Annotated in this window: 16 protein-coding genes and 3 pseudogenes; 7 read left to right on the forward strand and 12 right to left on the reverse strand. The window is 70.4% G+C overall.

Annotated elements, in window-relative coordinates; genetic code table 11:
* Positions 1-119 precede the first annotated feature (119 nt).
* A complete protein-coding gene (locus BCD48_RS15540) occupies positions 120-548 on the reverse strand; it encodes an SsgA family sporulation/cell division regulator (RefSeq protein WP_071049092.1) in 429 nt (142 codons plus the stop codon).
* Between the two features lie 472 nt (positions 549-1,020).
* Here BCD48_RS15540 and BCD48_RS15545 point away from each other — a divergent pair, with 472 nt between their 5' ends.
* A complete protein-coding gene (locus BCD48_RS15545) occupies positions 1,021-1,644 on the forward strand; it encodes a CBS domain-containing protein (protein ID WP_071049093.1) in 624 nt (207 codons plus the stop codon).
* Positions 1,645-2,049: 405 nt separating this feature from the next.
* Here BCD48_RS15545 and BCD48_RS56615 read toward each other — a convergent pair whose 3' ends face one another.
* From BCD48_RS56615 to BCD48_RS55650, 5 genes and pseudogenes are all read right to left on the reverse strand, one after another.
* The gene (locus BCD48_RS56615) at positions 2,050-2,505 is read right to left on the reverse strand and encodes an HAD-IC family P-type ATPase (RefSeq protein WP_312630221.1); all 456 of its coding nucleotides are present in this window, start codon (positions 2,503-2,505) and stop codon (positions 2,050-2,052) included.
* A 291-nt stretch (positions 2,506-2,796) separates the two neighbouring features.
* Entirely contained in the window at positions 2,797-3,921 is a 1,125-nt protein-coding gene (locus tag BCD48_RS15555) for a cysteine--tRNA ligase (RefSeq protein WP_071049097.1), read from the reverse strand.
* 143 nt (positions 3,922-4,064) lie between these two features.
* Positions 4,065-4,478: a P-type ATPase actuator domain-containing protein gene (locus BCD48_RS15560; protein WP_198543254.1), complete on the reverse strand. Its 414-nt coding sequence runs from the start codon at positions 4,476-4,478 to the stop codon at positions 4,065-4,067.
* Positions 4,479-4,591: 113 nt separating this feature from the next.
* A complete protein-coding gene (locus tag BCD48_RS53635; RefSeq protein WP_241841753.1) occupies positions 4,592-4,738 on the reverse strand; it encodes a hypothetical protein in 147 nt (48 codons plus the stop codon).
* A gap of 61 nt (positions 4,739-4,799) precedes the next feature.
* Positions 4,800-4,844: pseudogene (locus tag BCD48_RS55650) on the reverse strand (hypothetical protein); the annotation flags it as partial.
* An 18-nt stretch (positions 4,845-4,862) separates the two neighbouring features.
* Here BCD48_RS55650 and BCD48_RS52230 point away from each other — a divergent pair.
* Positions 4,863-5,024 carry a DUF2267 domain-containing protein gene (locus BCD48_RS52230; protein ID WP_198543256.1) on the forward strand — a complete coding sequence of 54 codons (162 nt, stop codon included), beginning with the start codon at positions 4,863-4,865 and terminating at the stop codon, positions 5,022-5,024.
* Positions 5,025-5,057: 33 nt separating this feature from the next.
* Positions 5,058-5,573, forward strand: a pseudogene (locus tag BCD48_RS46365) (phosphoribosyltransferase); the annotation flags it as partial.
* Positions 5,574-5,819: 246 nt separating this feature from the next.
* Here BCD48_RS46365 and BCD48_RS15570 read toward each other — a convergent pair.
* On the reverse strand, positions 5,820-7,187 hold the full coding sequence (locus BCD48_RS15570; protein WP_198543255.1) for a GAF domain-containing SpoIIE family protein phosphatase: 1,368 nt from the start codon (positions 7,185-7,187) through the stop codon (positions 5,820-5,822).
* Positions 7,188-7,396: 209 nt separating this feature from the next.
* Positions 7,397-8,638 carry an EAL domain-containing protein gene (locus tag BCD48_RS15575; RefSeq protein WP_241841754.1) on the reverse strand — a complete coding sequence of 414 codons (1,242 nt, stop codon included), beginning with the start codon at positions 8,636-8,638 and terminating at the stop codon, positions 7,397-7,399.
* Positions 8,639-8,992: 354 nt separating this feature from the next.
* On the opposite strand from BCD48_RS15575, the gene BCD48_RS15580 reads away from it, so the two are divergent.
* Positions 8,993-11,674 carry a bifunctional acetate--CoA ligase family protein/GNAT family N-acetyltransferase gene (locus tag BCD48_RS15580; protein WP_071049102.1) on the forward strand — a complete coding sequence of 894 codons (2,682 nt, stop codon included), beginning with the start codon at positions 8,993-8,995 and terminating at the stop codon, positions 11,672-11,674.
* Between the two features lie 163 nt (positions 11,675-11,837).
* Here BCD48_RS15580 and BCD48_RS15585 read toward each other — a convergent pair whose 3' ends face one another.
* The 3 genes from BCD48_RS15585 to BCD48_RS15595 form a co-directional block, all read right to left on the reverse strand.
* Positions 11,838-12,875: an Acg family FMN-binding oxidoreductase gene (locus BCD48_RS15585; RefSeq protein ID WP_071049104.1), complete on the reverse strand. Its 1,038-nt coding sequence runs from the start codon at positions 12,873-12,875 to the stop codon at positions 11,838-11,840.
* Between the two features lie 319 nt (positions 12,876-13,194).
* Positions 13,195-13,875 carry a DUF1918 domain-containing protein gene (locus tag BCD48_RS15590; RefSeq protein ID WP_071049114.1) on the reverse strand — a complete coding sequence of 227 codons (681 nt, stop codon included), beginning with the start codon at positions 13,873-13,875 and terminating at the stop codon, positions 13,195-13,197.
* 82 nt (positions 13,876-13,957) lie between these two features.
* Positions 13,958-14,227: a DUF1876 domain-containing protein gene (locus BCD48_RS15595; protein ID WP_071049116.1), complete on the reverse strand. Its 270-nt coding sequence runs from the start codon at positions 14,225-14,227 to the stop codon at positions 13,958-13,960.
* Positions 14,228-14,583: 356 nt separating this feature from the next.
* Between BCD48_RS15595 and BCD48_RS15600 the strand changes: the two genes are divergently transcribed.
* Positions 14,584-15,213 (forward strand): 2-oxoacid:acceptor oxidoreductase family protein, encoded by a 630-nt coding sequence (locus tag BCD48_RS15600; protein WP_071049106.1) that lies wholly within the window; start codon positions 14,584-14,586, stop codon positions 15,211-15,213.
* A 97-nt stretch (positions 15,214-15,310) separates the two neighbouring features.
* Positions 15,311-16,900, forward strand: coding sequence for a cation-translocating P-type ATPase (locus tag BCD48_RS15605; RefSeq protein ID WP_071049107.1), 1,590 nt, complete (start codon positions 15,311-15,313; stop codon positions 16,898-16,900).
* On the opposite strand, the gene BCD48_RS15610 is transcribed toward BCD48_RS15605, so the two are convergent.
* Entirely contained in the window at positions 16,897-17,097 is a 201-nt protein-coding gene (locus BCD48_RS15610; RefSeq protein ID WP_071049109.1) for a CBS domain-containing protein, read from the reverse strand. The two genes, BCD48_RS15605 and BCD48_RS15610, sit on opposite strands and share 4 nt — an antisense overlap.
* Positions 17,098-17,350: 253 nt before the next feature.
* Here BCD48_RS15610 and BCD48_RS15615 point away from each other — a divergent pair.
* Positions 17,351-17,644, forward strand: a pseudogene (locus BCD48_RS15615) (SsgA family sporulation/cell division regulator); the annotation flags it as partial.
* Between the last annotated feature and the right edge of the window lie 119 nt (positions 17,645-17,763).

A 17,763-nucleotide genomic window follows, 5' to 3' on the forward strand; every position in this document is an offset into this window, starting at 1 on the left:
CCAGCAGGGCCGGAGTCTCCCTACTGTTGCGCACGGCGCAGACCACCGGGGATCCTTCTGCTGATCATCCGGCCTCTTTATGACCAGCCACCCAGATCAACCCACATCCGATAAGCACCCTAGCCCTCTGGGCCAAGGCCGGTCAGTGTTGACAGAAAAGCCTCGACATCGAAGTGTCGGCTCTCTGTATCGAGAGGCACGGCGGCATAGGTTCGCTCGAGAAAAGCCACTACCTTCTGGCGGGGCAGCTCAAACAGCGCATGGCCGCTCGGGCTGGACACCTCGAGCGACACCGGACCGCCCCCCAGCTTCGCCGGCCACACCTGCACGTCGCCTTCTCCGGACGGCGCGTCGACGCCATCACGCAGCAGGTCGCGCGCGAACGTCCAGGTCACCATCGAGTCAGGACCGGTGTGGAAGTCGACCGTGACCGCGAACGGATCATCTTGCTCGTACCGTATCCTGGCAGCCAGGGGCAGCGGAGGCCCACCGGGTTGAACCAGCCGGACCGTCAGCTCGGCCGCAACACAGTCGTGGCGGATCGTCATCGCTCAGCCCTTCTCGACCTGGCTATGCCAAAGACATCCAGGCCCCTGCCTGGCAAAATCAATACTCCTGTAGCGCGCCCGTCGTCACATTGGGGAGATCGAAGCGCTTACAGGTATAGGCAGGTCCCGGCTCGTCGGTCCGAACGTCCCTATCGGAGGCGGTTCACCGAGCCGTCGCCACCTGAGGGCCGCGGCTCCGCGGACCTTCATCCTCTGGCAATCGGCGCCGCCGGCGCATCCACCGACCCATGGCCCTGGGCTATGCGGTCGGTCGCCCGCCTTGCGTTCGCTCGGATTGGTGGGACCGGCCAGCCGGAGTTCGTCCGAACGCGGGCGTTCGGACATCCGCCGCTTCCCCGTTCTGCCCTTCAGGACGGGACGTCTCGACCGGCGCGGGCTCCGATCAGTTGGCCAAGACTGGAGGGAACGCGGGGGTCGCCGACCCAGGCCTGGCCTCGGAAGGAGCGAAGCGATGCGCATCGAGGAGGTCATGACGTCGCCGGTGGTCGTGGTGACACCGGAGACACCCGTGAAGGAGGTCGCGACCCTGCTGGTCCAAAACGGCTTCGGCGCCGTGCCCGTGACGGGGCCGGACGGCCGGCTGATCGGGATCATCACCGAAGCCGACCTGATAGCCATCGGGACGGCCGCCGACCCGCGCAGGCACGCCCGCCGAGACCTGCCGGACGACGCCCCGTCGCCGCGCACCGCGGCCGACGTGATGACCACCCCCGTGGTCGCGGCGCGGGTCGGCACCGACACCGCCGACGTCATAAAGATCATGAGGTCTGAACACCTCACCCGGATCCCAGTGCTCGACGACCACAGTCGGCTAGCGGGACTGGTGAGCAGAAGCGACCTGCTCAAGCCGTTGGTCCGCCCTGACGCCGCGATCGAGGCCGATGTCCGCCAGTTCCTCGCGTACTGGTACCCGGCGGGGATGGTTGACATCAGGGTCGCGGCAGGTGAGGTCGCCATCGCTAGCCCCACCGGGCCCAACCGTCCCCTGATAGATCATCTGATCCGTGCCATCCCCGGCGTGATCAGCCTGAGTCACACCACGATCGGAGCCGGGCCGTCCAGCGGACCCGTGTGACGACGTCGATCCTCGGTGCTGGCCGGCCGGCCAGCGCGGACCGGCCGGCTCAGCAAACACGGTCGCCAATCTGCCTCAGTCCCATGCCGCCCTCGAGTTCGTGGTGGTCGAGCATCGGCGGGTTTCCCGTCCTGTCCCTGGGCAGCACCGCCCACCAGGGCCTGGCCGCGTCGGCTGCCCCATCGCCATCGCCATCGCATCGTCCGAGGCCGCAGGCACTGACCATCTCCTTAGCACTGGCTCGGTCCGCCAGGGCGCCGATCGTCCTGCCCGGTCGGGCGCATGTTTTCTGTCGCCGGCCAGGCCAAAGCACCGCCCCAGATGCCGGACACCGCATCGGCTGGCCGACTGTGTTCGCCAAGGGGCAGGTGCCCATGGACGACTCTCGGCGGCGTACCGGCCCGTTCAGCGGACGCCGGGCTGTTGCCGTTCACGGCGGCGGCGGGCGGCGCGCCAGAGCTCGTCGGCGCCCCCGCCCCAGACGAGGACGGGCATGGGCGGCAGGAGGAGCAGGTTCACGGGGTTGACGACGGCGGTGTCGAGCACGGGGTGCAGGAACGGCAGGTAGACGATGGTGGCGAAGTTGTCGTCGGTGAGCACCATCGTCGACGCCTCGCGGGCGACGTCAGTCCCGGAGCGGCCCATCGCGATGCCGATATCGGCGCGGCGCAGGGCTGGGGCGTCGTTGACGCCGTCACCGGTCATCGCGACCACCTGGCCGAGGTCGCGCAGTGCGTCGGCGATCCGCAGCTTGGTCTCCGGGGAGCTGCGGGCGAAGACCAGCTCCCGGTCGTCACGCAGCAGCTCGTCGAGCTCGCCTTCGGGCAGGGCGTCGAGTTCTTCGGCGGCGACGATACGCAGTCCGGCAGTGTCGGGCCCGCCCCGCTGCCGCGACCCCTGGCCAGGTCCGGGCTATCCGGGACGACATCGACGCGCGGGTCCGTGCCCTCATCATGACCCTGCTGCCGGATATGACGCTGTCGGCATCTCCCGCACGCTGATCTACTGGAAGGCTGCGGGTCGCCCGGTGTGCCGCGGGCTCGGACGGCATGCCGAAGGCGCCGAACGGGAGCCGGGCTGAGGCCCCGTGTGGCGATCGTTTCCCGGATCTGGTCGGGTTGGCGTGGATGTACGGGTGGTCGGTCGTGAGTGTCAGCCGACGGCGGGGTCGAGGATGGAGGTCACGAGCTGGGCAGCTTCCCCGCCGTCCTCGATCGCGATGTCGACGGCTCGGGAGATGTTCAGGTCGTCGAGCAGTGCGGCGAGGGCGGCGGCCCTCGCGGTCGCGGGTCCGGTACGGCCGCCGGCGAGGTGCAGCGCGTCGAGTCTGGTCGCCGCCTCGTCGAGGGCTGCGGGGGTGTACTCCCAGGGAGTGTTGTAGGGGCGGTCGAGCAGCATCGTCCTGATATGGGCGGGGGGCCTGCGTTCCAGCAGGTCCCGGACGAGCACCAGGTTGCCGGTCGACTTGGCCATCTTGCGGCCCTCATGGGAGACGAGGCCGACGTGCATCCACGCTCGCGCGAACGGCCGGACACCGGTCACCGCCTCGGCTATGGCGGCCTCGTAGGCGTGGTGGGGGAAGCGCAGGTCGGCTCCGCCCGCATGCAGGTCGAGGCCCGGTCCGTGGGTGCTCAGGGCCATTGCCGCGCATTCGGCGTGCCATCCGGGCCGGCCGGTACCCCAGGGGCTGTCCCAGGCGGGGTCGCCGGGATCTGAGGGCTGCCAGACCGCGACGTCGAGGGGATCGAGCTTGGCGGGGTCGTCGGGGTGGTCTCCGTACTCGGTGGCCAGGTCGATCGCCTCCGCCCGGGACAGGCCGGCCCGCTGCGCCACGTCCGCACCGCGGAAGTAGACCGCGCCGTCCCGGACGTAACCGGCGTCGATGTCGACGAGCGCGCTGGCCAGGCGCTGGACCTGCGTGACGAACTGGTGCGCGCGTGGCTCGCTGTGCGGAGGCTGTACTGCCAGCGCGGCCATGTCCTGCTCGAAGCGGAACTGCGTGACGGCGGCGAACCGGTCGTAGGGCTCGCCCCGACGGGCCGCCGCCGCGGTGAGCACGTCGTCGATGTCGGTCACGTTCCGGCATACCCGCACGTCCACCCCGGTCAGCCGCAGGACTCGCGCGGCGGCATCCGCCCACACAAACGTGGAGGCATGCCCGAGATGGGTGACGTCGTAGGGCGTCACTCCGCACACGTACATGCGACACGTGCCAACCAAAGGCACGCCGCGTCCAGACAGTCGCGGTACCGGAAACGCCCCGGAAGTCGTCGTCATGTCCACGAGGCTGCCACACCGCCTCACCGGTAACACCGGCCGAGCGGCCCGTCCGCCGCTGTCAGCTGGCAGTGGATCGATCCCCGCGTACGTGCTCTGAGCCGCCGTTCTGGTCACCCGCAGATCAAAAGGCCCGCCCGCGTTCACCCCGCCGCCGCGGACCGCATCCCCGACCGGCCGTCGCGCCGGCACGACTCCCCGGTGAGGGCGGACTCGTCCAGCACCGCGGTCCCGGTCTCCACCCGCCCATCGACCGGGACGACCTCCCCCGACGCGACGAGCAGCAGATCCCCGACCCGGACCTGTGACACCTCGACCGTGACCAGCTGCGCGCCCAGATGACGATGGGCGGTGCGGGGCGCCGGGGAAACCAGCAGGCGCAGGTCCCGCTCCGCCCGCGCGCTCGCCTGCGCCTCCAACAGCCGGCCCGTTGCCAGCATCACCGCGACCAGCGCGCCGGCCAGGTACTCGGCGACCAGCAGCGTCCCGACGAGCGCCAACACCGCGATCACGTCGACGCCGACGAGCACCTTTGCTCCCGGGTGCGCATCCGCCACGCACATTCCCTACCCACGGAACCGGCGGCGAACGGGTCGGGCCCCGCATCCGTGTCGCTGCTCCGATCACACCCACCGGTTCGCGGATGCCCCACGCGGCGGCGCCGGCACGGTCATCGCCGACGGATGAGGTGGTCGACCATCCCCAGGGCCACCACCAGCCGGGCCGCGAAGGCGATCCACACGTCGACCCGTCCGATCTGGACCATGAACTGCAGGTGCTCGCGCTGGCCGTGGCGCAGGCTGCCCACGCCGTACATACCCGGTCATGATGAGGGACAGGTCGTCCCCGCAGGTCGCCACGGTGCCGTCCAGCAGCAGGTCGCCGCGCGCCGCGTCGATGCGCCGGGTCGCCTCCGCCCCCATGTCGGGGTGGACGGCGCAGTGGCCGGCGAAGCAGATCTGACCGGCCAGACGCAGGCCGGGTATGCCGTCACAGGAGCCGTCCGCGTGCTCCGCTGGCATGTCACCGCGGGAGAGTTCGCCCAGATGCGCGCGGCGCTGCCGGCCGAGATCTCCGCCTTGCTGACCAGCTCCGGCTCCTGACCAGGTCGAGCGCGGAAACTAGAGGGGGCTGAAGTGATCTTTCGAGATCGTGCGGACGCGGGTCGGCGGCTCGGCCGACGCCTGGCGCATCTACGGGGACAGGACGTCGTCGTTGTCGGGCTGCCCCGTGGTGGTATCCCGGTCGCCTATGAGGTGGCGAAGGCGCTGGGTGCCCCGCTGGATGTCGTCCTGGTTCGCAAGCTGGGTGTCCCGTTCCAGCCCGAGTTGGCGATGGGCGCCATCGCCGAGGGCGGTGTGCTGGTCGTCAACGACCAGGTCCTGCGGCTGGCCGGCATCGCCTCGCAGGAGCTTTCCGCGGTCGAGACCCAGGAGCGGGTGGAGCTGGACCGTCGGGCCCGCCGGTTCCGGGGTTCCCGGCCGCGGGCACCGCTGGCCGGCAGGGTCGTGGTCGTGGTCGACGACGGGATCGCCACCGGGTCGACCGCCTCCGCGGCCTGCCAGGTTGTCCGGGCCGCCGGCGCTGCCCGGGTCGTGCTGGCCGCACCCGTAGCGCCGCCGCAGGCGGTCGACCTGCTGCGCCGCGACGCCGATGAGGTGGTCTGCCTCGACACCGCGGAGGCGTTCTTCGGGATCGGCCAGTTCTACGCCGACTTCTCCCAGACCCCCGACGACGAGGTGGTCAACCTCCTGGGTCAGGCCGCGGCAACGGCCCCACCGGCCCCCGTGGCTGCCGCGGGTACGGCCCATGACCCTCCCGCCCGCGTGGTCGGTTCGTCCGCCCGGGAGGTTCTGCTCGACGTCCGTGGGACGACGTTCGTCGGATTGGTCCAGCAGCTAGCCAGCCGGGTGGGCACGACGTTCGCCGGGGATGCGGAACGCGAGGATGGCCAGGTCGTCATGGCCGTCACTGGGGTGCTCGTCCGCCAGAGCTTGGCACAGCGCAGGCAGCGGCTGGTCGGCATAGACCGACGCCAGCGCGGCGAGCGCGGCGAGGCCACGGTCGATCGGATGGGAACGGTGCTCGACGAGGCCGTCGGTGAAAAGCACCAGGGTGGCACCCGGCGGGAGTGCGAAAGTGTGGTCGTGTCGCGGCAGGGTGATATCGACACCGAGCGGTATGTCGGGCTCGACGTCCAGGAAACGGCTACCACCATCTGGAGTGAGCAACAGTGGTGGGAGGTGGCCGGCGCTGCTCCAGGACAGCCTCCACCCCCCGCCTGCCGGCTCGATACGCGCTAGACAGACCGTAGTCACCGGATTCTCCTCGATTGCCTCCAAGGTGCGATCGAGCTGGGCGAGCACCGCGCTGGGCGGGCCGCATTTGTCGTACAGCAGGGCGCGCAGCATGTTGCGGGCCTGGGCCATGGCGGCCGCCGCGACGAGGTCATGGCCAACGACGTCGCCGACGACGGCCCCGACAGCGCCATCGGGCAGCAGCAAGGCGTCATACCAGTCCCCACCGACCTGTCCAGCGTCCACGCCCCGCTCGGAGGAGGCCTTGTAGATCTCAGCGACGGACAACGGCGACAATTCCGGCAGGCGGGGCAGGAGTAGGCGCTGAAACCGCTCGGCACTGGCGCGGACCTGGTCGAACAGACGGGCGTTCTCCACCGCGACGCCGGCGGCGCCTGCCAGCGCTTCGACGACGGTTTCGTCCGCCCGGTCGAAAGGCTGCCCGTCCGATCGCTCGCAAAGGTAGATGTTCCCGTATATCCGGTTGTGCACCCTAATGCCTACGCCCAGCATGGTGCGCATCGGCGGGTGGCCCGGCGGGAAGCCCACAGAATCCGGGTGCGTGGAAATGTCGTCGACCCGTATCGACGCTGGCTGACGGATCAGCCGGCCCAGAAGTCCGCGGCCGTGGGGAAGCTCGATTCCGGCTAGATCGTGGTACTCCTGCTCGTTCAGGCCGATCGGGATGAACTCGGCGAGGCCTTTGCCCTGCTCGTCCAGGACACCCAGGGCGCCGTAGCGGGCGCCGACGAGTTCCAGCGCGATGCTGACGATCTTCCGCAGCATGACTGGCAGATCCAGCTCCCGGCTGATGACCAGCGTCGCGTCCAGCAGTGCCCGCACCCGCTCATCGGCGTGGCGCGACTGCTCGACCCGCTCGGCGGTCGGCTCGATCTCACAAATGTCGCGTGTACCTGCTGCTGGCTCGCCCTGCGCCGAGCGGCGGCACGGATCGCCGTGCTGGCTCACAAGGTCCCCTCCAACGCAGAGCGGGCGGCTCACGTTCTCTCGCGCAGGATCTACTACCGCGGACCGTTCGGCCGGATGGGTGCCGTGCCGTTGCGCTGTGCCTGGTTGTGCAAGCGGAGATGCGGGGAACAGGTCCCCGCATTACTGATTGGGTCGATGTCGAACGAGAAGGCGATCGACAGTATGCCTGGCCCTGGCTTTGAGCGCGATCAGAGCCGCGGGCCATGCAGCACCGCGACGCCGTGTGCCTGCCCGCCGGTCGCCATGGCCGCCGGGAGCCGGTTGCCGAGGCAGGCCTCGTCGAGGTCGGCGGTGGGGAGTCCGAGCAGGTTGCCTTGACCGTAGGTGATGCCAGCCTCGACGACGGCGTCGAGTTCGGCGCTCGACTCGATGCCCTCGGCGACGACGCGTCCGCCGATCTCGGCCGCTATCTTGGTGAGCCCGGCGGCCACGGCGCGGCGAGCAGGGTCGCGATGGATGTCATGTGTGATGAAGTAGTCCATTTTGATCACTTCGGGGCGGAGCTGGAGGAGCTGTTCGAGCCCCGAGTAGCAGCTTCCGACGTCGTCTACCGCGATGTGTGTTCCATGCCCACGGAGCACCTCGGTGGCAAGGAGCAGAGCCTGGTCATCGCCGATGTAGTCGTGCTCCGTGATCTCGACAGCCACCCGCTGTGGCATTCCGCTTCCGACGATGATATCGATCAGGCCGTCGCTCACGGTGGCCGGTGACGCGTTCACGGCCAGGATCACGTCGGGTGGCATGTCCGGCAGCACCCGCAGCGCGTTGCGGATGGCCGCCGTCTCCAGCTCGAGACCCAGTCCCACACCGGCCGCGGCGGCGAACAGATCTTGCGGCCCCTGCGAGACCCCCGCAAACCGTGCCAGTGCCTCGACCCCCACGGTCCGCCCGGTGGCCAGCTCGACGACCGGCTGGAAGAACATCCGCGGCCCGCCCTGGTCGAGCAGATCACGGATCTGCCGCCACACCGCGGTGCGGGCATCCCATAGCCGCCGAAGGTCGATCACGAACTCGGTGAGGAACGAGGCGAGCAGCCGTAGGAACCCACCATCACTCTGGCGTAGTGAAAGGCACGGCTGCCGGCCGAGGCAGCCGAGCATGCCGTACACCCGTCCTTCGCTGTCCGTGACAGGTGTCGCCGCGTACGAACCAAGGTCGAGCTCGCCTACCACTGGCACGCGGGAGGTACGAGGATCCCCGCGAAGATCGGGGAGTAGTGACGGAAGCTCTCCGGAGAGGATCTTCGCGTACAGCGATCCGCCGCGGCGCACGCTGGTGCCCTGGCCTATCCCGAAGGTGGCCGTATCGCCGCTGACCACCTGGAGGACGAGTAGATCTCCCTCCAGCCTCCCGAGCCAGGCGAGATCCATGTGCAGTCTGCGTCGCAGCACGTCGAGCAGCTCGACGAGAACTGTCCAGGGCTCGGCCACATCGGACCGAGGCCCAAGGCACGATGCACGATGCCGCGACACCACATCCACAGTCGTCGACTACCCGCAGTGGGTCAATCCACACACTCCGCGCTCGACGCCACCATCTGGTCTGCCTGGCGAGCGATCGTGTCCCGGGAGGCCGACATGCCGGAGGTCCGGGCGCAGATGTGTCGGAGGTCCTCCCGCGGCTGGCCGCCAGCACCCTGCCGCCCGGCAGGCGCATGAAGGACGCTCGACATCACCAAGACCGGACGATCACAGAACCGTCCGCGGCGCCGCCAGGCCAAGCGGACAGCCGGCTGAAGTCGTTCGCCCGCCCGCGGTGCGGCGGTCGATGAGGGGAGATCGACGATGTGGTCCGAATGCGACGTTGTCCTGCGCGACGGCGCGATCGCGCACCTGCGTCCGGTCGGCGCCGGTGAGGGTGCGGAGCTGCGGGCGCTGCACGCCCGGCTGTCGGACCGCAGCAACTACTTCCGGTTCTTCTCCTCCGGCCGTTCGGCGGCCGACCGCTATGTCAGCCATCTCGTCGACACCGCCGACCCGACCCACGGCGCCCTGGTCGCGGTGGTCGGCGGCCGGCTCGTCGGCGTCGCCGGCTACGAGCGGCTGGCGGACCCGACGCGAGCGGAGATCGCCTTCGCCGTGGAGGAGGCCCAGCACGGCCGGGGGGTCGGCACGCTGCTGCTGGAGCATCTGGCGGCCTACGCCCGCGACCGTGGGGTGACGACCTTCGTCGCACAGATCCACGTGGAGAACCTCGCGATGCTGCGGGTCTTCTCCGATGCGGGATTCCCGGTGCGCCGGCACCGCGACGCCGAGACCGTCGACATCTCGTTCCCGGTGACTCCCACCGAAAGCCTGCTCGCCGCCCAGGACAGCCGGGAGAGCGAGGCCGACGTGCGCAGCCTGCGAGCGTTGCTGCGGCCCCGGTCGGTGGTCGTGGTCGGGGCGTCGCGGCGGCCTCGGACCGTCGGTCACGAGGTCGTGCGCAACATCGTGGCGGGCGGTTTCCCCGGCCCGGTGCACGTGGTGAACCCACATGCGTCCGAAGTGGCCGGCGTCGCGGCCGTGCCGACCATCCGTGACCTGCCTGGCCCGGTCGATCTCGCCATAGTGGCGGTGCCGGCGGCTGCTGCCAGCGACGTCGTCGAGGAGTGCGCCCATGCCGGCGTGCGGGCGATGGTGATACTGACAGCGGGATTCGCGGAGGCCGGCGCGGAGGGACGCGCCCGTGAGACCAAGCTGGTGGCGCGGGCCCGGGCCGCGGGGATGCGGATCGTCGGTCCGAACTGCATGGGCATCGTCAACACGGCGGCCGGGGTGCGGCTGAACGCCACGTTCGCCGTCGCGCCGCCGCGGGCCGGCCGGGTCGGCGTCGTCTCGCAGTCCGGTGGCCTGGGGATCGCCCTGCTCGAGCAGGCCAGTGCGCTGGGGCTGGGCCTGTCCACGTTCGTCTCGACCGGCAACAAGGCAGACGTCTCCGGCAACGACCTGCTGCTGTGGGCGGAACAGGACCCGGACACCGACGTCATCGCCCTGTATCTGGAGTCTTTCGGCAATCCGCGTAAGTTCTCCCGGATCGCCCGGCGGGTGTCCCGCAGCAAGCCGATCGTGGCGGTCAAGGGCGGCGGCTCGGGAGCCGGCTCGCGGGCGGCGCGGTCGCACACCGCCGCGGCGGTGACGTCGCGGACGCACGCCGACGCGCTGTTCCGGCAGGCTGGCGTGATCGCGGTCGACGGGCTGGGGGAGCTCCTGGACACGGTGTCGCTGCTGGCGCACCAGCCGCTGCCCGCTGGTGGCCGGCTCGCGATCGTCGGCAACGCCGGCGGCCCGTGCGTGCTCGCCGCGGACGCCGCCGAGGCCGCCGGGCTGACGGTCGCCGTGCTTGCTTCCGCCACCCAGGCCGAACTGCGCGCCATCCTGCCGAGAGGGGCCGCCGTCGCCGGGCCGGTGGACACGATCGCTTCGGTGTCCGGGCCCGCGTTCGAGAAGGCCCTGCGTGCCGTCCTCGCGGACCCGGGGGTCGACGGACTGCTGGCCATCGTCGCGCCGACCCCGCTGACCGGGCCGGATGACCTGCCCGCCGCGGTGCGTGCGGCTGCCGCGCACACGGGCAAGCCCGTGTTGGCCGTCCTGTTGGGCCAGGTCCCTCGTGTGACGACGCTCGAACCTTCTGGCCGGGCCGTGTGCGCGTACAGCGTGCCGGAGGACGCGGTTCGCGCCTTTGGCCGTGCCGCTGGTCATGCCAGCTGGCTGGCCCGGTCGTTCGGGACCGTCCCGGACCTGACCGGGCTGGACCGCGACCGGGCTCGGGCGGTCGTCGACGACGCTCTCCTGAAGGTCCCGGATGGTGGTTGGCTCCCGGCGGAGCGCGCCGTCGAGCTTGTCGCCGCCTACGGCATCCCGGTCGCGCCGGTGGTCCGGGTGGACTCGGCGGACGCCGCGGCGGCTGCCGCCGAACAGATCGGCGGGCCGGTGGTTCTCAAGGCCGGCAACCCGGATCTGGTGCACAAGAGTGACCGGGGCGGTGTCGCGCTCGGGCTCGCCACCCCGGCGGCCGCCGCCGCGGCCTACGTGAGGATGGCCGCGCTGCTCGGCGACGAGATGGGCGGCGGGCTCATCTCGCCGACCGCCGAGGCTGGGACCGAGACGCTGGTCGGTGTCGTGCAGGATCCCGCGTTCGGACCGCTCGTCGCGTTCGGCCTCGGCGGGGTCTTCACCGATCTGCTCGCCGACCGCGCGTACCGGCTCCTCCCGCTGACCGACGTCGATGCCGCCGAACTGGTCCGGGAGCCCCGCGGGGTCAGCCGCGTCCTCGGCGGGTTCCGCGGCGCCGCGGCCGGTAGCCCCGCAGCCGTCGAGGATGTGCTGCTGCGCGTCGCCCGCCTCGTCGACGACATCCCCGAGATCGGTGAGATGGACATCAATCCACTCATCGTGACATCTAGCGGTGCCGTCGCTGTCGACGTCAAGATCCATGTTGCGCCAGCGCCTGATGCCGCCGACCCCACGCTGCGGCGGCTTCGCTAAACCGCGCGGAGGGATTCGGTAAATGGCCGGTGCCCTGGTGTCAGGGCACCGGCCGCACGGCCGGCGACTGCACTTTCGTGACCGCGAAATCTAGCTGGAGTGGAAACTACGGTCACGCCGAGTAGCTGGCCGCCGTGCGGTCAACGATCACCTTCGGCATTGCTCAGGCGTCGGTGAGGTGCTCCAGGACGTCTGACACGGGACGGCGCCTGGTCGGTGTCAGTGGGGCAGCGGACATGTCGGGGTAGCCGACGCGTATGATCATCTGAGTGAGGCCGGTACCGCCGGTCAGCGAGTGGACCAGCGAGCGAGACGCCTCGATGTCGAGGGCCTGGCCGAGTGGCGAGGTCGCGAGCCTTTCCACGGTGGCGGTGAGCAGCACCCGGGCGAGTGCCCGGCCGGCGCGCAGCCGGTCGGTCGGGCCGTCCGCGTCCGTGCCGAGCACCAGCACGCCGGGACGTTCGACCGGCTCCGTCCGAGCCCGCTCCGCCGCCTCCTCGGCGCTCGCGGGCTCGCCGCCCGTGCCGCCGGTGAAGTCGCGTGTCTGGAACTCCTCGGTGCGTGGCTCGGCGCTGGACAGGGCCGTCGTTCGGGGGATGCCGTCGGCAGCTTGGGGGTCGTCGCGGACCCAGGAGGCGAGCTCGGCCTGGTACTCGGGGTCGTTGTGCTGGATCCAGTCGGCCCGGGCGAGCAGTACCGACAGCTCCACGCGGGCGTCTTCGCTGGTCAGTACGGCAAGCCAGCAGCCTTCCGCCTCGGCGGCGTGGCGCAGCTTGCGGACCTCGTCGGCGGGCAACGTCGCTGGGGTGAACGGGCGGCGGTCCGTATGCCGGCTGGTGATGGCCTCGGCGAGCCGAATCTCGTCCTCGGTCGGCGGGCGATGACCGATGATCGTCAGCGTGGCCAGCCGTCCGGTGGTGAGGTCGGGGCCGTCGGGGAACTCGCCGACCTCGACGTCCAGCCCGGCGGCGCGTAGCGACAGCCAGCTGTTCAACAGCGCGGCGCCGCAGCTGACCAGCAGCTGGCGGTGGTCCGGGTCGATGACCGGCACGGCCCGGGTGAGGTCGGCGGACAGTTCCAGCGTCTCGTCGCGGAACCGCCATCTCCAGGGCTGGGTGTTGTGGATCGACGGCGCCAGACTCCCGGCCCCGACCGCTGCGCGCACCTGCTCGACTGTGAACGTCGTGCCGCTTGTGACCATGGTTGTCTCCTCGTCCCGCTGCCGCCGACCGATCCACGCCGCTTACCCGGACCGAGACCAGCCCCCGCCGGTGGCATCGTCCCATGACTGCCGGAGCATCCCTCGGACCCGTCGACCACCGACGCCACTCCCGCTCACCATTCCGCTGTCCAGCGACCGGACCGACGGAACGGTCATTCGTCCGCCCGGCATTCTTGATCCTGTCATCTCTGGCCCGGCGTGCTTGACGGCGTGAGGGCCCAGAGGGCGCTGACGGTGAGGCGTGGCCCGGCTGGGCTGGCGTCGGGTGCTGCCCATGCCGAACCATTCGGCCGGGTGGTCAGCGGTGGGTGAGGTGGCGGATCTCGGCGTCCGGGCCTGGGTAGAAGTACGTCACCTTGCTGGTGTCCGACCAGCGCACCCGGAACGGCGGGTTCCCGGCGGGAGCGTGCACCTCGAGGATCTCCCCGTCCCGGTCTGGCTCGCCGACCGTGTGTCGGTGGATGACGATCTGGTCGCCGACCCTGGCCTGCCCACGCTTAGGCCCGACGCCGTCCGCCCGCGCGGGCCGGGTCGGCGGGTGGATGGGGATCGGCAGCCCGGCCTCGTGGTGCGGGTGGCGGACCTCCGCACGGACGAGGGCGGCGAGCTGCGCCAGCTCGGCCGGGGCGGCGTCGGCGAGCAGGTCGTCCAGGCTGACGAGCCCGACGACCCGGGCGCCGTCGACAAGCGGCAGCCGCCGGACCGTGTGCTCCCCGAAGGCCCGCACGATCTCGTCTCGCCCAGCCGTCACCGGCAGCGTGACGACGCAGGTCGTCATCACACTGTCGATCCGGCCGTCGTGGGGCACTCGTCGGGCGACCGCGCGCAGTGCCAGGTCACGGTCGGTGACGATGCCGACGAGCACCTCGCCGTCCACGACGATCAGCGAGCCGACACCGGCCCGGTCCATCAGACCCGCCGCGTCCGCGATGTCCGTGTCCGGCGCAACGGTCACCGGCACCTGGTAGTTGACTGTCATCTCGGCCTCCCATGGCTCGTGGCCGTTCCCGGCGCGCGAACCCTCCCCGGCGTCGTTCACGGTTCTCGGCGTGTCCCGGCTCTCAGGGGTGGACGTGGGCGTGGGCGCCGGTCACGTCCTCGATGTCGCCTGCCGCAGTGCTCCGCAGTGCGCGCGCCAGGTCCGCCAGCGCTCGGGAGGCGGCCACCTCGTCGCCGATCGCGGGGATCTCGCGGTCGTCCGGGTTTCGCCGGGCGTGCCCAGCCCCGCGCAGCTCGCGGTCTGTGCCGCAGTGAAGCACCGCCTCCGCCCGAGTCAGGCCCTCGCCCTCGGTCAGAAAGACGTCCACCGTCCAGGTCTTTTCGATGATCATCTGGCTCACCGCCTTTCGCCTATGGCTAGAGCCTCTTCCCGCTGGTCGGAAGGCGAAAGGGCCTTGGGTAGGCCGTATCCGTGCCGATCGGGCCGCCATCCGACGGCCCGATCGGCACGTGCGCGCCTGGCGGGCTGGCAGCGAGTGCCGGTACGCGGCTGTGCCGATACCTATAGGTCCTGTGGGCGCGGGACGTCTGCACCGCGATCCGACCGGACCGGTAGCGGACAGTCGGTAGTGCCGGTATTCGGGGGCCGGCACGCCCGGACAGCCCTGGCCCGCCGGTCGAAGGGCGTCGGCGCGGACGAGCGCGGCAACTGGCGAGTACGCCAGCGGCGGCAGAAGCGGGGTCGGACATGTTCGCGACACGGATACACGGACTTGGCGGGCAGGGAGTCCTCGCCGCCGCGGAGATGCTTGCGGTCGCCGCCTTCTCGCAGGGCGGGTATGCGCAGGCATTCCCGAGCTTCGGCCCGGAGCGCGCGGGCGTGCCGGTGGCCGCGTTCTGCCGGGTCGACGACGAGCCGATCCGGCGGCGCGAGCCGGTGTTGCACCCGGACGCGCTGATCGTGCAGGACCCGAGGCTGCTCCACCAGGTAGACGTCTTCGAGGGGATGAGGTCGGACGGCTACGTCCTGGTCAACTCCTCCCACGACGTCGACGAACTGGGCCTGGACGACCTCGCCGTCCACCACGGCCTGCTGGCCGTGCGCCTGCAGACCGTCCCCGCCACGGAGATCGCCCGGCGCACGCTCGGGCACCTGCTACCGAACACGGCCCTGCTGGGCGCCTTCGCGGCGTTGACCGGCACCGTCACCCTCGACGGCGTCGAGACCGCGATCCTGGAGCGGTTCGGGGGCCAGTTCGCCGAGGACAACGTCGAGGCCGCCCGAACCGCTTACGGCTTCGTCCGCTACGCCCTCGGGGACCGCCTGTCCGGGACGGCGCGTGCATCGCATGACCGAGAAATGCCTGAGGAGATCTGACCGCAGGTTTTCGACACCGGCCGCAGAAAGCATCGCCTGCCGGTGGCGGCCATCGAAACGAGCGGACCTCGCCATCGCCGTCCGCGACGGTGAGTTGGTGGGCGACCCCACCGAAGGGGCTCTCGTGGTGCTCGCCGCGAAAACCGGCGCCGACGTCGAACGCCTTCGTCTGGCACACCCTCGCCTCGCCGAGGTGCCGTTCGACGCCTCGTACATGCTGATGGCGACCTTCCACTCCTGGCCGTCCGCTTCGGGACGGTCAGCAACCGGGGCCGGCCAGGACGGTGCTGGCCAGCACATCCGGTGCCTGGTGAAGGGAGCCCCGGACGCGGTGCTGGCTCGCGCGCACAGAGCGCTCGACGCTGATGGGACAGCGGCCCACCTCGACGATGAAGCACGGCAACGGTGGCACCTGGCGAACCGCGACCTCGGCGCCCAGGGGCTGCGGGTCATGGCACTTGCCTATCGGGATCTCGGCACACAGATGCTTGGCGACACCGACGACCTGCTGGGTGAGGTCGATCTGCTCGACCAGGTCGACGATCTCGTACTGGTCGGCCTCGTCGGGATCCTCGACCCACCCCGGCCGGCCGCCGCGGAGGCACTCACCGCCTGCAGACAAGCAGGGATCCGGGTCCGGATGGTCACCGGCGACCACGCAACGACAGCGAGGGCGATCGCCGAGCGGCTCGGCATCGACGGGGATGTCCTGTCCGGGCGCGACCTCGACGGGATGGACGACACCGTGCTCGCCGGACGCATGGACACCCTCGGCGTCGTCGCGCGCGTTTCTCCCCAGCACAAGATCCGCCTGGTTCGGGTGCTGCAGTCGCGTGGGGACGTAGTCGCCATGACCGGTGACGGTGTCAACGACGCGCCAGCACTGAGGATGGCGGACATCGGCGTGGCGATGGGTGCCTCGGGCACCGACGTAGCGCGCGATGCGGCGACCATGGTTCTCACCGACGACGACTTCGCGACGATCGTGACCGCGGTTCGTGAGGGTCTTGCGATTTATCGCAACATCGTCAAATTTGGGAAGTTCCAGCTCACTACGGCGTGCGCCTTCGTCGCGATCTTCGTAGTGGCGGGGATCTTCGGGGTGGCTGGGGGTATTCCGTTCACGGCGGTGCAGATCCTCTGGGTGAACGTCATCATGGACGGGCCGCCGGCGATGTCGCTTGGGTTGGACCCGCCTGCGCCGGACACGATGCGCAGGCCACCGCGCAGGGCCGGCGAACGCATCCTCACCGCCCACCGATTCGCCCGCATCGCCCTGCTCGCCGCAGTGATGGCGGTGGGCACGATCGCCGTCATCACGCTCACCCCTGGCGATCGGCCGTCGTTCGACGAGGCGACCGTCGCCGGCACACTCGCCTTTACGACCTTCGTCCTGTTCCAGGTGTTCAACCTGCTGAACCTGCGCAGCGGCACCGGCTCGGTGTTCAGCGCTGGGACCTTCGCGAACCGGGCCGCCCTCGTCGCCGTGGTCGCCGTGGTCGCCATGCAGGCCGCCCTGGTGACCGTCCCGTTCCTGCGGGGGGTCTTCCACACCGTGCCGCTTGGCTGGCGCGAGTGGGCCATTGCCGTGGCCGTCGCCTCGTCTGTGCTGTGGGCCGAGGAACTGCGCAAGTTGATCGCCCGCCTCCGAGGAAGCCGCGGCGCCGCCAGAACACCCCTCATTTAGATCTCGACCCTGGTCGTGAGCTCTCGGCGGGCGTGTCTGCGCGGCTCGACGTTGTCCCGACGGCTGTCAGGTCGGCCGGCCTCGGTAACGGGCCTGGCACCGAAACCGCGCCGGATCAGCCGGGTCACGACCTCCTTGACGGGCGTCTCTGATGGCACCACGACCGTCGGCGACGTCATGACCGCCTCGATGCGCATCGCTTCGTTCCTTCTGAGCGCACCGACGGCGACCGGGGCCGCGCAGCTGGGGTGGTGGCGGTGCCGGTGGCCGCGCCGGCGTGATGAGACCTGGGAACGGTCGCCCCGCTGCGGCCGATGCGGAGTGTCCGACGGAGGCAGGTCCGAGGAGTCGCGGCCCTCGATGGCGACGAGCCGGTGAACCGCCTCCGATAGGGACGTTCGGACCGACGAGCCGGGACCTGCCTATACCTGTAAGCGCTTCGATCTCCACACCGGTCCTGACTCGATGGTGACCTGGACGTTCGCGCGCGACCTGCTGCGTGATGGCGTCGACGCGCCGTCCGGAGAAGGCGACGTGCAGGTGTGGCCGGCGAAGCTGGGGGGCGGTCCGGTGTCGCTCGAGGTGTCCAGCCCGAGCGGCCATGCGCTGTTTGAGCTGCCCCGCCAGAAGGTAGTGGCTTTTCTCGAGCGAACCTATGCCGCCGTGCCTCTCGATACAGAGAGCCGACACTTCGATGTCGAGGCTTTTCTGTCAACACTGACCGGCCTTGGCCCAGAGGGCTAGGGTGCTTATCGGATGTGGGTTGATCTGGGTGGCTGGTCATAAAGAGGCCGGATGATCAGCAGAAGGATCCCCGGTGGTCTGCGCCGTGCGCAACAGTAGGGAGACTCCGGCCCTGCTGG

It is taken from the genome of Pseudofrankia coriaricola (assembly GCF_001854805.1).
Taxonomy (GTDB): domain Bacteria; phylum Actinomycetota; class Actinomycetes; order Frankiales; family Frankiaceae; genus Pseudofrankia.

Coding starts and splice junctions, on each gene's coding strand:
- BCD48_RS15540 (WP_071049092.1), bottom strand. CDS start 548: ATGACGATCCGCCACGACTGTGTTGCGGCCGAGCTGACGGTCCGGCTG.
- BCD48_RS15545 (WP_071049093.1), top strand. CDS start 1,021: ATGCGCATCGAGGAGGTCATGACGTCGCCGGTGGTCGTGGTGACACCG.
- BCD48_RS15555 (WP_071049097.1), bottom strand. CDS start 3,921: ATGACGACGACTTCCGGGGCGTTTCCGGTACCGCGACTGTCTGGACGC.
- BCD48_RS53635 (WP_241841753.1), bottom strand. CDS start 4,738: ATGTACGGCGTGGGCAGCCTGCGCCACGGCCAGCGCGAGCACCTGCAG.
- BCD48_RS15580 (WP_071049102.1), top strand. CDS start 8,993: ATGTGGTCCGAATGCGACGTTGTCCTGCGCGACGGCGCGATCGCGCAC.
- BCD48_RS15585 (WP_071049104.1), bottom strand. CDS start 12,875: ATGGTCACAAGCGGCACGACGTTCACAGTCGAGCAGGTGCGCGCAGCG.
- BCD48_RS15590 (WP_071049114.1), bottom strand. CDS start 13,875: ATGACAGTCAACTACCAGGTGCCGGTGACCGTTGCGCCGGACACGGAC.
- BCD48_RS15595 (WP_071049116.1), bottom strand. CDS start 14,227: ATGATCATCGAAAAGACCTGGACGGTGGACGTCTTTCTGACCGAGGGC.
- BCD48_RS15600 (WP_071049106.1), top strand. CDS start 14,584: ATGTTCGCGACACGGATACACGGACTTGGCGGGCAGGGAGTCCTCGCC.
- BCD48_RS15610 (WP_071049109.1), bottom strand. CDS start 17,097: ATGCGCATCGAGGCGGTCATGACGTCGCCGACGGTCGTGGTGCCATCA.